Annotated in this window: 13 protein-coding genes; 10 read left to right on the forward strand and 3 right to left on the reverse strand. The window is 55.9% G+C overall.

What is annotated here, in order from left to right; all coding sequences use genetic code 11:
- Positions 1–22: 22 nt before the first annotated feature.
- Positions 23–1006, reverse strand: coding sequence for an AEC family transporter (locus L248_RS07625; RefSeq protein ID WP_022529580.1), 984 nt, complete (start codon positions 1004–1006; stop codon positions 23–25).
- A gap of 6 nt (positions 1007–1012) precedes the next feature.
- Positions 1013–2662 carry a malolactic enzyme gene (locus L248_RS07630; protein WP_022529581.1) on the reverse strand — a complete coding sequence of 550 codons (1650 nt, stop codon included), beginning with the start codon at positions 2660–2662 and terminating at the stop codon, positions 1013–1015.
- 123 nt (positions 2663–2785) lie between these two features.
- Between L248_RS07630 and L248_RS07635 the strand changes: the two genes are divergently transcribed.
- From L248_RS07635 to L248_RS07645, 4 genes are all read left to right on the forward strand, one after another.
- Positions 2786–3661 (forward strand): LysR family transcriptional regulator, encoded by an 876-nt coding sequence (locus tag L248_RS07635; RefSeq protein WP_022529582.1) that lies wholly within the window; start codon positions 2786–2788, stop codon positions 3659–3661.
- A gap of 58 nt (positions 3662–3719) precedes the next feature.
- Positions 3720–4409, forward strand: a complete 690-nt coding sequence (locus L248_RS07640) for a helix-turn-helix transcriptional regulator (protein WP_022529583.1) — start codon at positions 3720–3722, stop codon at positions 4407–4409.
- Positions 4410–4536: 127 nt separating this feature from the next.
- Positions 4537–4731: a WCX domain-containing protein gene (locus L248_RS16320; protein WP_483826411.1), complete on the forward strand. Its 195-nt coding sequence runs from the start codon at positions 4537–4539 to the stop codon at positions 4729–4731.
- A 242-nt stretch (positions 4732–4973) separates the two neighbouring features.
- The gene (locus L248_RS07645) at positions 4974–5609 is read left to right on the forward strand and encodes an HAD family hydrolase (protein ID WP_022529585.1); all 636 of its coding nucleotides are present in this window, start codon (positions 4974–4976) and stop codon (positions 5607–5609) included.
- 1241 nt (positions 5610–6850) lie between these two features.
- Here L248_RS07645 and L248_RS07660 read toward each other — a convergent pair.
- Complete coding sequence (locus L248_RS07660) at positions 6851–7729, reverse strand: helix-turn-helix domain-containing protein (protein ID WP_040535568.1); 879 nt, start codon at positions 7727–7729, stop codon at positions 6851–6853.
- A 315-nt stretch (positions 7730–8044) separates the two neighbouring features.
- On the opposite strand from L248_RS07660, the gene L248_RS07670 reads away from it, so the two are divergent.
- From L248_RS07670 to L248_RS07690, 6 genes are all read left to right on the forward strand, one after another.
- The gene (locus tag L248_RS07670) at positions 8045–8686 is read left to right on the forward strand and encodes an NUDIX hydrolase N-terminal domain-containing protein (RefSeq protein WP_040535573.1); all 642 of its coding nucleotides are present in this window, start codon (positions 8045–8047) and stop codon (positions 8684–8686) included.
- A 162-nt stretch (positions 8687–8848) separates the two neighbouring features.
- Entirely contained in the window at positions 8849–9679 is an 831-nt protein-coding gene (locus L248_RS07675) for a DegV family protein (protein ID WP_022529589.1), read from the forward strand.
- A gap of 70 nt (positions 9680–9749) precedes the next feature.
- The gene (locus tag L248_RS16050) at positions 9750–9896 is read left to right on the forward strand and encodes a putative metal homeostasis protein (RefSeq protein ID WP_022529590.1); all 147 of its coding nucleotides are present in this window, start codon (positions 9750–9752) and stop codon (positions 9894–9896) included.
- A gap of 322 nt (positions 9897–10218) precedes the next feature.
- A complete protein-coding gene (kduI, locus tag L248_RS07680; protein WP_022529591.1) occupies positions 10219–11064 on the forward strand; it encodes a 5-dehydro-4-deoxy-D-glucuronate isomerase in 846 nt (281 codons plus the stop codon).
- A 31-nt stretch (positions 11065–11095) separates the two neighbouring features.
- Positions 11096–11917, forward strand: a complete 822-nt coding sequence (gene kduD / locus L248_RS07685) for a 2-dehydro-3-deoxy-D-gluconate 5-dehydrogenase KduD (protein ID WP_022529592.1) — start codon at positions 11096–11098, stop codon at positions 11915–11917.
- Between the two features lie 107 nt (positions 11918–12024).
- On the forward strand, positions 12025–13824 hold the full coding sequence (locus L248_RS07690) for a DUF2264 domain-containing protein (RefSeq protein WP_051999914.1): 1800 nt from the start codon (positions 12025–12027) through the stop codon (positions 13822–13824).
- The last annotated feature ends 15 nt before the right edge of the window (positions 13825–13839 follow it).

Below are 13839 nucleotides of genomic sequence, written 5' to 3' on the forward strand. Positions count from 1 at the left end.
TTCTTAACCCTTCATCAAATCTCTAAATGTTCTGTACCAATACCATCACGATTGGTACCACAATGGCGAAGAGTACGGTCGACGTGGTGACCACATTGGTCGCATACTTCACATCACCATGACCGTTATCCGCCAAAATCGGTAGAACCGCGAGCCCGGGGGCTGACGCTTGCACGATCAGCGTCTGGGCCTCCAAACTCGGTACGTGGAAACCCAGCTGCATGCCGCCGAGGATCAGCAGCGTGATGAACGCCGGCGCCGCCACGAAGCGGCCCAGCAACGCCACCACCGTATCCCGGTCGAAGCGGATGGACGTCAGCCCAGCATCGGCCAGGATGATCCCGATATAGACCAAGGACAACGGGGTCACCAGACTGCCAACGTAATCCAGCGCGTTGATCAGGAAACTGAGCCAGCTGACCTGCATCACGTCGAAGGGCAGAAACATGAAGACAAGTGCCACTAAGAACCCCAACAGGGGCGGCGGCAGCAGTTTCTTCCAGTTGAACGCCGCCTTGGTGCCGCTGCCGGCCACCTTGGTCGGGTCGTCCCAGGACATCAGAAACGCACCCAGGGTCCAGGTGGAAACGGTGTTGACGACGTAGTACATCAAGAAGTACGCCGTCGCCTTGTCGCCAAACAAGGCAATGTTCAGCGGCAGACCGATGAATATCGTGTTGGCGTTGACGAACATGTTGATGAACGTCCCCCGCCGGCCCGGCCGCACCTTGAGCAGCTTGACCAGGGCGAAGGCCAGCAGGTAGCCCAAGGCGACGCCGCCGAAGCCGTACACCAGGCCCGAGGAAAGACTGATTAGTTTACTAGCGGTCAGCCGCTTCAAGACGCTGGTGAAGATCGACGCCGGCAGGGCGATCTGCATTAAGAGTTTAGAAATCGTCCCGGCGAAGTTGTCGTCGAACCATTTCTTCTCCCGCAGAATATATCCCAGCGCAATGATCAGGACGATGGTGAGAATGCTTTGAACGGAAGTGAATAGTGCCGTCATAGGGCTTTACTCACCCGCCTTAATTGGTGCGTACGCTGGAACCCAGGTGCTGTTGCGCACCGCTTGAGCCACGTCGGGGATGGCTTCCTGGTTCAGCTTCTCCGCCACCGCTTCTTTGGCCGTGGCCACCGCCACGGTCTGGCTGAAGGCCGCCAGCTGGGAAACCGGCGGCAATACCGCGGCCCCCGGCTGACTGGCATCCACGATCCCGCCCAGGCTGTGGGCCGCCGCGGAGATCATGCCGTCGGTCAAGAGCTTGGCCGTCGACGCGATGGTGCCCAAGCCCAGGCCGGGGTAAACCAGGGCATTGTTGGCCTGGCCGATGGCATACGTCACCCCGTTGTATTCTACCGGTGCCGCCGGAATGCCTGTGGCGACTAGGGCTTGGCCGTTGCTCCAGCGAATCAGGTCGGCCGCCTTGGCCTCGGCCAGTTTGGTCGGGTTGGACAGCGGAAAGATGATCGGCCGCGGCGTGTGAGCGGCCATTTCTTTCACGATGTCTTCCGTGAACGTGCCTGGAACGGTGGAGGTGCCGACCAGGATGGTCGGATGCACCGCCCTGACCGCCGCCGCCAGATTCGTCAGTTCAGCGGCGTTGGCGAACTCGCTGCGGGAACGGGCGAAGGGCTTCTGCTCCGGCGTCAAGTCGGTCATATCATCGAACAGCAGACCCTGCTTATCCACCAGGTAGAAATGCTTCCGGGCTTCCGCCGGGGCCATCCCTTGCTGGATGAATTCTTCGTAGATCCGTTGGGTGATCCCGGCGCCGGCGGTCCCGGCCCCGAAGCTCATGTAGACTTGGTCGGTCATCTTTTCGCCAGAAATGTTCAGTGCCCCAAGGATCCCGGCCAGAGTGATAATACCGGTCCCTTGAATATCGTCGTTAAACACGGTGATTTTGTCCTTGTACTGGTTCAAAATATCAGCGGCGTTGCTGCGGCCGAAGTCTTCGAAGTGCAGGTATAACTTGGGGAAGAGTTTCTCGGCAGTCGTGACGAACTGGTCAACGAAGGCGTGGTACGGCTTACCGTAGACGCGTTTCTTTCTTAACCCCAGGTACAAGTCGTCATTGAGCAGGGCCTCATTGTTCGTGCCCGCATCGAGGACGACGGGGAGCACCTGGCTAGGGTCGATGCCGGCCGCGGCGGTGTAAACCATCAGCTTGCCGACGGCGATATCGACACCCTGAGTGCCCCAATCGCCGATGCCGAGGATGCCCTCACCGTCCGTGACGACGATCAGGCGAATGTCCCGCCCGGCCGCGCTGTTCGTCAGCGCCGCTTCGATGTTCTCGGGATGATCGATGTCCAAGTATGTGGCATTCTGCGGTTCCACGAACAGCGCACTGTAATTCTCAATCGTGTCCGCAATCGTCGGATCATAGACGATGGGCATGAACTCGTTAACGTGTTCGCTGAACAGCTTGAAGAACAGCACGTGGTTGGTGTTGAAGATAGTCATCAGGAAGATGCGCTTCTCCAAGTCGGTCTGCTTATGCTGGTACTGGGCATAGACCTGCTTCAGTTGCTGGGCCAGCGTCTGCACCGCTGGCGGTAACAGGCCGTTCAAGCCTAACGCCGTGCGTTCCTCCGAAGTGAAGGCGGTGCCTTTGTTCAGAAAAGGGGTGTGCAGTAATTGTTCCGGTGTGTATGTCATAGTGAATAAACCTCCCAATTTGTCTGTCTCTTGATCACACCGATGACTCTACACCCCGGAATTTCTTATTGTCACACGGCCTGGCCGTGATAAGATACCCTTATAAGAGGGGAGCCGCTGACCATGAACACGCGTGACTTAGCATATTTTGTTCAACTCGTCGACCTGGGGAACTTCACCCAGGCCGCCCACCATTTTGGGGTCACCCAGCCGACCATCACCCAGGCGGTGAAGCGGCTGGAGGATGAATTCGGGACCACGCTGATCCACCGGGATCAGAGCCACGCCGCCCTCACAGTCACGCCGGCGGGCCGCCAGTTGTACCGCCACGCCCAGACCATCGGCCGGGAACTGACCCTCGCCCAGACCGAGATCGATCATTTGCAGGAAGAAAAGATTCGGTTCGGTCTGCCGCCCATCATCGGGACCTATTACTTCCCTAAAATCGCCGGCCGGCTGGTCGCTGCGGGCTTGACGGAACACCTCGTGACCCAAAGCGGCGGCTCAGACACGCTGCTGGCGATGCTCAAAAACGGCAGCATCGACATCGCCTTGCTGGGCAGCAGCGGGCCGCTCACGGTCCCGGGACTGACGGTCACACCGTTGGCTAGCGCGCCTTTCACGATCATTGTCCCGGTGGGTCATCCCCTCGCACAGCAATCTGCGCTTAGTTTAGCGGAACTGGCCGACCAGCCTTTCGTTGTCTTGGCCGAGGGCTTCGTCCACGACCAGGCGTTGCGTTGGTTCACCGCCGCGGACAGCATCCGGCCCAATATTGTCTACCGCAGTGGGGACGTCGGCACCGTCAAGCAGATGATTGCCCAGGGGGTGGGCATCGGTTTTCTCACCGCCATGGCGGTCGCACCCGCGGACGGACTGGTGACGATCCCCATCCGCCAGCCGGACCAGCCCCGGTTCACGATCTCCGCCGTGCGCCGCACGGACTTGGTGCTGTCGCCGACACTGCGGGCCTTCCAAGACGAATTGACCCGGGACTAGGCAGAATGAGCCTAGCACTGATCATAGAATGCTGAATATAATGGGGAGGGAATAGCTGATGGGCAGCCAAGAACGGTTGATGACCATCATGTGGCGGCTCTTGGCCGGTCAGACGCTGACCAAACGGGACCTGATGGCGGAATTTGGCAAAGACGAGTCGATCATCCGGCGGGATATTGCCGTGATCAAGCATAGTTGGCAGGCCGCCCAACCGGCGGACGGCGCTGGGGAAGGCACGCTCATCGTCAGTCCGGCCCCCGGCCAATACCGAATGCAGCAGCAGCTGGCCGGCACCAACGTCCACTTCGACGACAGCGAACTGCTGGCCATGCTCTTGATTCTGACCAACAGCCGGGCGTTGAATAATAGCGAGATGTCGCCGTTATTGGCTAAATTAGTGGCCTCTGGCCAGGACCACACCTTGCTGGACTGGGTGACGAAGAACGACCGGGTCTTTTACCGCGGGGTGCCGGCGCGTCCGCTGCTGGATCGTCTGCTGACCCTCGGCCAGACCATCCGCCGCCACGAGACCATCACGTTCACCTACACGTATGAGGGCCAGGCCCAGCATTTCTCGGCCCTCACGCCCACCGGCTTGTATTTCGGCGACCTGTTTTTCTACCTGGTCACCGGCAGCGACCACCAGCCTGATGATCCCGATCGGGGGACGTTCACCCGCTTCAGGATCAGCCGCATCAGTCACTTAATGGTTACCCCCCCCCAGAAATCGGTCTACCTCATACACTGAGCGGTTCGAAGCCAGCCGATTACGGGCCCAGACCGGCCGTTATCCTTATTTAGGCGAACCAATCATTTTAGAAATCGAATACCACCACGACCCGCAATACGTCATCGACCGCTTCCCCGACGCCGTGGTGGAAGCCGCCCTGCCCCAGCCAGACGAACAGGGCCGGCCAGTCCACCGTATCCGCATTCCCGCTAACGACGGGTACGGTCTGCGCATGTGGCTGCTCGGTCAAGCCGGCTTGGTCCGGGTCCTGAGTCCCCGTAACATTCGGGACTACGTGGTGGCCTGCTTGCAGGAAGCATTGGGGCGGTATGACGGGTAAGGGGAACCTTTCTTCAATTCGTGGATGTAGGCAGATCATACCTACTCCGCGTGCCATCCTTGTTAATGCCAGTGGGCCGCACCATGAACGCGGTTCATTGCGTGATGCATCACCGGCCTCTGATCAAGGCGTCATCCGAATAGAAACCAGGAAACGGCTGCCCGCCAATGCGCGCAGCCGTCTTTCTTTGCCTGTATGCGGTACCATCGAAGCAGGTCCAATTCTGACAGGAGGTTTTACCCATGTTTAATACCGTCATCTTCGACGTCGATGGCACCCTGATCGACACGGAATACGTCTATGTCCACTCCTTGCAGCAGACCCTGCGGGAAGAAATGAACATGACAGTGGCCGAACAGGACTTGCTGTTTATCCTGAGCATCCCGGGCATGGCCGCGCTTACCCGTTTCACCGCCGATCCAGCCCGGCAGCAGCACATGTACAACGTCTGGCTGCGGCACGCGGCCGCCCTGCTGGATCGGGCAACCGTTTATCCCGGCATCATGGCGCTGCTGCACGCACTGCACGCGCGCGGCGTCAAGGTGGCCGTTGCGACGTCGAAAAACCAAGCCGAGATGGACGACGTCATCACCCGGTTCAGCTTCCAAGGTCTCTTCGATGTCGTCATTACAGCAGACTCAACGGCCCAGCACAAACCTGACCCCGAACCATTGCTGACTGTCCTCAAGCAGCTGCCGGCAGGGGCCAACGCGATTTACATCGGCGATGGCACGCCTGACTTGGAAGCCGCCCACGCAGCGAAGATGCCCTTTGCGCTGGCAGGATGGGGCGCCCACGACGATGGTCAGTTTGGTGCAGCAGACTATCGGTTGGCTGTGCCGGATGATTTGCTGGCTTTGGTGACTGTTGCTGATTAGACGGGAACTGCGCGTTACTGCCTTGGACGTTGGCAGAAATCATCGCGGCACTCCGCACCATTACCCAGTCTGTCTAGTGTATTTATTCCAGGCAGGCTTATTTTATTTGGCCACAATCTTATTCAGCACAATTGAATCCAGCTGTTTCCGTTATGCAACGGCAAGACATTGTTGCGTCTAGGAAACACGTTAAATTTCACAAGACACCTGTTTTCCTTCACTCCACTCACGAATCTTACTTGATTGGCCTTTTGTCCCCGTTAATATTAGGAAACATGTCGCCAAGTGTATCGATAATCTGATATTCTAGCTTTCATAGGCCACTGAAGAGAGGAGGATCTAGCAGTGAGCTCGCCGCGACGCCATAATCGATGGTGTGCCCAAAAGAAAAAAATAGGCCTCCCATTGTCGTCAGCAAATAATCGAAATGGAGGACGATCACATGAACCGCATGACTTTCTTCAAGAAACTTACAGGGAAGACAGCAAGGGACCTCGTTCTGGAATTGGCTGAGATCACGAGCGTGAAGACTGCATGCTTTTAACGATATGCGTCGCAGTACTCGCTCTCATCAACTTGGCTGTATACTCGATTAATGAGCGCCGCCAACATAAGAAGCTCCAACAGTTGCTGCAGTCCAAGGACGTAGAGAATCAATTATGCCAGATGACAAAACAGGTGTCCGATGTTTCTACCCAAATTCGCATTGTCCGCGAAAAGTACCATGTGGGGACTGCGGCAGCCATCGAATTGATAACCAGAATACAGTCGCGTTGACGCGTTCTTCAATTATACGAATGGGACACCTCTATTGATTGCCGGAATGTGTTTTCAACCAAATAAAAAACAAGCTTCGACATTTTCAATTCTTACATTGGCAGCAAGACGGATATGATTGTGCAGCTTCACTGGTAAAAATGATCGTATGTCAGGTGCTGCTCCAGTACCCATCCTCAAAGGCGTCAACAGCAAGCACCTAGGCAAGCTTAAAGAAATGGGGGTAAAGGTCATGTCGAGAAATATCGTACACTTTGCTTACAATGTTCTGTGGGTGATTCCAATCCTCATCTTGGATCGCTATGTATGGCCAGTGGTGATACATTCGCGCGTGCTTTCACTCCTACTCACCTGTGCCCTCGTCGCCACCGTTGCCGTTTTCCTAGCTGATCCCCTATGGAATCAAATACACAAGAACAGCAAGTAATGCATCCTTTGCGGTCCCGTTAGCTAGTTTTGAAGCCCTAATCACCATAAAGGGCTTGCCTAGTCAAGTCTTCCCATTGATCATTCAGCTGCCCGATTTCCCAGTCGATACCAAGCCAACTGGCAGTTTCAACAACGCGGCGGCACTCAGCCAAGCCTTTCTCTCTTTCGCCCGACAAGTACTGCAGCACTGCCTCGAGTTCCTTCAAGTTGAGGGAGCTGCCTAAAGAAAGAGACAATGCAGTATTCGGTTCGATCATCCCCAGGGCACTTTTGGCATCGGCCAGGCAGCCGTTGTCAAGCATCGTGGCGAGTATGCTTAAGTATGTCTCCGCGCCAAAATCCGCGTTCCCACCCAGAGAGAGAAACTCGCGACCGCTTCTGAGCATTGTTTTCGTCAACAAAAGAAGCCGATCCGGAGGGTAAAAAGGGATGACGTAACGAAGAAAGCTGAGTTCGTACTGCATCCAGTTGTCTTGATCGAAAAGATAGTCAATGACAAACTGGATATCGGTACCGGCGACCTCAGTCTTCTTCAACAGCGCCAGCACACATTTCGCTGTAATGGCGTTGATCTGGTGAAAACGGAGGTCAGACTCGCCTTCCGCTGCCGCCGTTTCCTGACGAATCATTTTCATCACTGTGACTTGGTTTTTGTTCAAATACGCATTGGTCAAGTCTCGGAAGAACGCACCATTGGCATTCCATGCGTAATCGTTGGCGGCATGCAGGAACTCAGAAAATGTGATATGCAAACGGTTTAACAGCGGCAGCAGGTTTTCAAATAGAATCGTGCTGTGACCGTTTTCAAACTTAGATAAGGCCGACTTCGTCATGATGCCTTGACAGGCTTCACTTAGACTAAGATGGCGGCCTTGTCTCAATGTGCGAAAGGTAGTTCCAAATTTTGAGGACATCTGACAAGTTCCTTTCTTTATGGAGGTGAAAGTTATTGAAACCACTAAGGAACGTATTGATTGGCGCCGTGGTTCTTATCACTCTCGCTGCACACAGTGGCCCAATTGTACATCCTTCCGACGATAACCGAACACATTCGATCGAACAGCCAGTTGAACAGCAGCTCAAATAACTCAATGACCAACCAGTCTTGGTGTGCCAACGACATACCAATCATCAACAGCGGCATTTCTAACTTCTGGAATGCCGCTGTTTTTGTTCCAATAACGCGTATGATGGACGTAGAAACCACTTACAGAAAGCAGTTGATACTTATGGTAACACAACGGCCTGCTGAAAATCTCGCAGAAATCGTCGCCAAGCTTCAAGCCATTGCCCAGTCTGGCAGGTTCTACGCCCATGACGTGTATGACCAGGAACGTTACACCCAACTCAGCGAATTGACCGGTGACCTTATCCGCCTAACCAGCGATGCCTCGCCCGATCAGCTCCGCCTCTTCCTCGACAGTGACACCGGCTATGTCACCCCGAAGGTCGACGTACGCGCAGCAACTTTTATTAATGACAAACTGCTGCTCGTCCAGGAGAAAAGCAGCGGCCAGTGGTCGATTCCCGGGGGCTGGGCCGATCTGGGCTATTCTGCCGGGCAAATTGCAACCAAGGAAACCCATGAAGAGGCGGGTATCACCGTCCGCCCCATCCGTTTGGCGGCAGTCTGGGCAATGCGGCAACACAGTTATGCCAAACAAAGATTGAACGATATCTACAAGATGTTCTTCGTATGCACCGCTGAGACGACGGATTTGCATCCCGGTGTAGAAACAGCGGCGGCCCAGCTCTTCACCCAGAGTGAGGCTTTAGCAACCGATCTGTCCTTACAACGGAACCTGCCTGCCGATATCCAAATGCTGTTTGAATGTCACGCGGCCGCACAGTGGGAAACACGATTCGATTGATGACAATATTGGATGGCTAGTAGAACTTCGGCAAGCAGCACGAGTCCCTCGCAAAAATCCGCCCCCAGCCCCTCGACGGAACCTAGTCTTGTCGACTAGAATAGAAGGTGTTCAGTTCCATATTCTCGGCTTCGCATATATTGTCCGAAAGAAGGATTTTTGATGATTCATATTGTCACCGATTCCACGGCGCAACTGACGCCGGAAGAAATCAAGGAGAACAGCATTACGGTGGTTCCCCTGCAAGTCACCCTGGATGGGAAAACCTACCGGGACAACATCGACATCACCCGCCAGCAGTTTTCTGACCACCTGGCCCAAGATGACGAGTTCCCGAAGACCAGCCAGCCTTCCGTGGGCACGTTCGTCGAGGCCTATGAAAAGCTGGCCAAACCCGGTGACAGCATCGTGTCGATCCACATCGGCTCCGTTCTCAGCGGCACGCCCCAAGCGGCCCAGATGGCGGCCGACCAAGTGGACGTCCCCGTGGAGGTCCTGGACAGCGGCCTGACCGACCGAGGCCTCGCCTTCGTCGTCCTGCAAGCGGCCAAGCTGGCCCGCACGGTGAATGACGCCAAGGCCATCGTCGGCCAACTGACCGAGTACATGAAGAAGATTACCCTCACTTGCTTCGTCAACAGTCTAGATTACTTCGCTAAGGGCGGCCGCGCCCGCCGCGCCATCGGCTTCGTCAGTTCCATCATCAAGCTCAAGCTGGAACTGACCATGCCCAACGGCAAGCTGGACGTGGCTCACAAGGCCCGGGGTGAGAAAGGTATGCAGAAGATGATCAAGGGCGTGGTGGACGACATCATCGCCGACCACAACGTCACCCAAGTCGGCCTCTCCTATGTGGACAGCCACGAAGACACTGACGCCATCGCCCAGACCCTGAAGGAACAGCGGCCCGACCTGCACATCCTCAACCGCCTGACCAGCCCGGTGATCATGACCCACGTTGGCCCGCGGGGGTTTGCCATTATCTACGTGTGATTACCACTTACCTTTTGTAAGCAATCGTGCTATGATGATGGCACCACTTTCAGAAAGCAGGTGATCTCCCATGGCAGAAAAGATGGATCTCGCCAGTGCCCGCCGGCAGCTGCACAGTCCCAACAAGAAGACCGCAGCCCGGGCATTGAAGACGATCAAGGCCGAGAAACGGCTCCAGCAGCACGCCCGGTATACGGCCCAGAGTGAAGATAAGTAATCCACTGCGACCCGGATATTTCCGGGCCTTTTTATTATCCAATGGGTTCATTTGGCCCGTAATTTGCGTAAAGAATAGTGGAAAACAGGCGAACCCCCTTGCCTTTTTCCAGCCCTGCATCATTACCGCCGCATTCCGGAAAAACGGCGGCTCCTCTCTTGGCCCTCAGACCACATCCCTCCTCGAATGTGGTCTGAGGGCTTTTGGCATCCTTTTTGCTTTTAGATAATTGAACTGGTCACCGGTTAAACGCAATGAACAATAAGGGCGTTGAACACTCACCGGCCAGTGTTTAAGAAATCAAAGAAGGAGCTCGACAGCAATGACATTTTCGATGGTCACTCGGTACGCGCATAGTCCCGAGGATATTCAGCACGATGATACAGAGCAGTTACGGACACAGTTTTTGATGCCCAAGATTTTTGACCCCGGTAATATTTTGCTCACGTATACCTACAACGACCGCATGATCTTTGGCGGTGTGACGCCGACGGGAGAACCGCTGGAGATCAAGCTGGACAAGGGCCTGGGCGTGGACTTCTTCCTGCAGCGGCGGGAACTGGGCGTCATCAACATCGGCGGGGCCGGGACCATCACCATCGACGGCCAGACCGAGGAGATGGTCAAGCAGGACGGCTACTACATCGGCATGGGCACGAAGCACGTCGTCTTTGCGTCCAAGGACGCGGCGACGCCGGCGAAGTTCTATGTTGTTTCGACACCGGCGCACAAGACCTACCCAAACAAGAAGCTGCCGTTTGCCAATGCCCTTTCTAAACCCATGGGCGACCAGGCGCACATGAATAAACGCACGATCTACAAATATATTGACGCAAGCCAAATGGATACGTGCCAGCTCCAGATGGGGTATACTGTCCTTGAAAGCGGTTCCGGATGGAACACCATGCCTGCCCACACCCATGCGCGGCGGATGGAAACGTATATGTACTTCGACTTCAGCGACCCTGATGCCCGCGTTTTCCATATTCTGGGCACGCCGACGGAGACCAAGCACATCGTTCTCTCCCCCGAGCAGGCGGTCGTCAACCCCAGCTGGTCCATTCACTGCGGTATCGGCACCAGCAGCTATTCGTTCATTTGGGCGATGTGCGGCGAGAACCAGACTTACGACGATATGGACATGATTCCCATGGCGGAACTGAAGTAATTTTCTCATTTCAGAAAGGAAGTTTTTACACATGGCACTTGATCAATCACCAGAAGAAATCGCAGCCCATGAAAAGGAACTCGACCAATTTAAGATGAGCCAGTACAGCCTGGCGGGCAAGGTCGCCGTCATCACCGGCGGCAACACCGGCTTGGGCCAAGGCTATGCCGTCGCCATGGCGGAAGCCGGCGCGGACATCTTCATTCCCACGTTCGGCAAGGACGAATGGGATAACACCCGCCGCCTGATTGAGAAGCGCGGGCGCAAGGTGGAATTCATGGACGTCAACTTGACCGAACCCGGCATCACCGACAAGGTCGTGGCTGAAGCCGTCGAGAAGATGGGCCATATCGATATTCTGGTCAACAACGCCGGCATGATTCGGCGCAACCCGTTGCTGGAGTCCAAAGACAAGGATTGGGACCAGGTCATCGCTATCAACCTGACGGCCGTCTACCACATGTCCCTGTCCGCTGCGAAGGTCTTTGCCAAGCAGAAGCACGGCAAAATTATCAATATTGGTTCCATGCTGTCCTTCCAAGGCGGCAAGTTCATCCCCTCTTACACCGCCAGCAAGCACGGTGTCGCTGGTCTGACCAAGGCCTTCGCCAGCGAAATGGGCGCCTACAATGTGCAAGTCAACGCCATTGCCCCCGGCTACATCAAGACCGCTAACACGGCGCCGATCCGCCGTGACCCAGCGCGCAACAAAGAAATTCTCGACCGGATTCCCGCCGGCCACTGGGCTGACCCGTCCGAGCTGATGGGCGTCGCGGTCTTCCTGGCCAGTGATGCTGCTAGCTACATTAACGGGGCGATTATTCCGGTTGACGGCGGCTACCTGGTCCGTTAATTTCCAGCGCTTCATTCCAATGTGATATTCATGCGTGTATACCTTTATTAGCCATACATTTTTGCCGATGTATGGCTATTTTTGTCAATCCAGAAAGGAATCTTGCCATGCTTTCCCGTGACGATTTAACCGCTTGGCTTACCCGTTTAACTCCGCCCGACGACACCTACGTGGCCAGTTTTGGTGCCGCCTACGATTCTGACATTCGAGTCTTAGAAGCCGCGTTGCGCCCCTTGTGGGGGCATCTGCCTGCCGCCGCTGGCAGTGGCCGACCATTCAAGGAAGATCCCGTGATTCAGCACTTCTATGATATCGTGCAGCACCGGCAATTACCGCCAGTCGACCGCAGTCGCCGCCAAATTGTCGTGGAGACCGGTCCCATCAGTTACTTTCTTGGCTTCTGGGGCGACCAGCTGGCGGCGGACCTGGGCCCGGCGAATATGGCCTATTTGGTCCAGTGGCTGACTACGATGACCGCCATTCCCCTGCCGCCCGGCAACTGGTACTTCTTCATCGTTCTGCTGAATGCAGCGTTGCGTAAACAAGGCTATCCCTATGACCAGCATGTCCTGGCTAACGCCCTCGCGCAATTGGACACGTTCTACCTCGGGGACGGCGTGTACAGCGACGGCCCCACGCAGCAGATGGACTACTACCTAGCATTTGCGTTCCACTTCTACGGTCTGCTGTATGCGCAATTAACGGATGACGACCACGCCCAGGTGTTCAGACAGCGCGCCCAGGATTTTGCGGACCGCTTTATCTATTGGTTTGACGAATCTGGCCGGAGTATTCCCTTCGGCCGTTCCCTGACCTATCGTTTTGCGCCGATTGGTTTTTGGTGCCAGTTCTATCTCAGCGGTGCGTACCGAGGGACAGCGTTCACGCCGGCCCTAGTCAAGGGCCTGATCGACCGAGCGGCACACTATTGGCAGCAGCAGCCCATCACCAGTCTCACCGGTCAAGGACCGTTGACGGTGGGCTACGGATACAATAACTACCTGCTTTCTGAAGACTATAATGCGCCCGGTTCACCCATGTGGGCGTTCAAGCTGTTCGGCATTCTGCAGCTGCCAGCAACCGATCCGTATTGGCAGCTGCCGGCGGCCCCTTACCCCGACGATTTGCCTGGGCTTTCTCACCAGCCGGCAAGCGGCATGCTCTTCCGTATTACGCCTGGGGCGGGTCACCACGTCTTCCTGTCCAGCAAGCAGATGGCTGCCCACGCGGCGCTCTACCACGGGCAAGAGAAATACGGCAAGTTCGCCTACTCCTCCCACTTCGGCTTCAACCTCTCCCGGGATCTGACCGGCATTGAGACATTCGCCATCGACAACACCCTGGCCTTCAGTATCCCGGATCAAGACCAATACGCTGGCAGAAAAGTCATCACGGCCAGTCACATGGCCGCCGATTATGCCGTCAGTGCCTGGCACACTGGCACCGCACGGGTCATCAGCTACCTGATCCCGTTGACTGCCAACTTGCACGTGCGGATCCACGAGGTGACCACCAAGCAGCCGCTGATCAGCTATGAAGGCGGGTTCCCGCTGGCCCCCTGGAATCCCAAACATCAGAAACCCGTGATAGTAGGTGCCGCCACCATTGCTACCAACGGGAATGGCGAAAGCGCCATCATCGACTTGCTGAATAACCGGCAAGCCGCTGCAGTGAACCAGGGACCGAATACAAATCTGCTGTCACCTGAGAAGAATGTCGTCCCCGTTCTCACGACATCACTCTCCCCTGGTACCACTGTTCTGGCGTGTGCGGTCGTGGGTGACCCGCAAGGTTGCACGCGGGTGGACGGACTGGTGCAGTTTCTAACGACAGCAACCGGATACGCCATCGTCACCCAGAAGCAGACAATTGATGTGCCCCGCTGGTCTCCCACAGTGAAAGATTAAGGCGTATCGAAAAAG

Source organism: Schleiferilactobacillus shenzhenensis LY-73 (genome assembly GCF_000469325.1).
GTDB lineage: Bacteria > Bacillota > Bacilli > Lactobacillales > Lactobacillaceae > Schleiferilactobacillus > Schleiferilactobacillus shenzhenensis.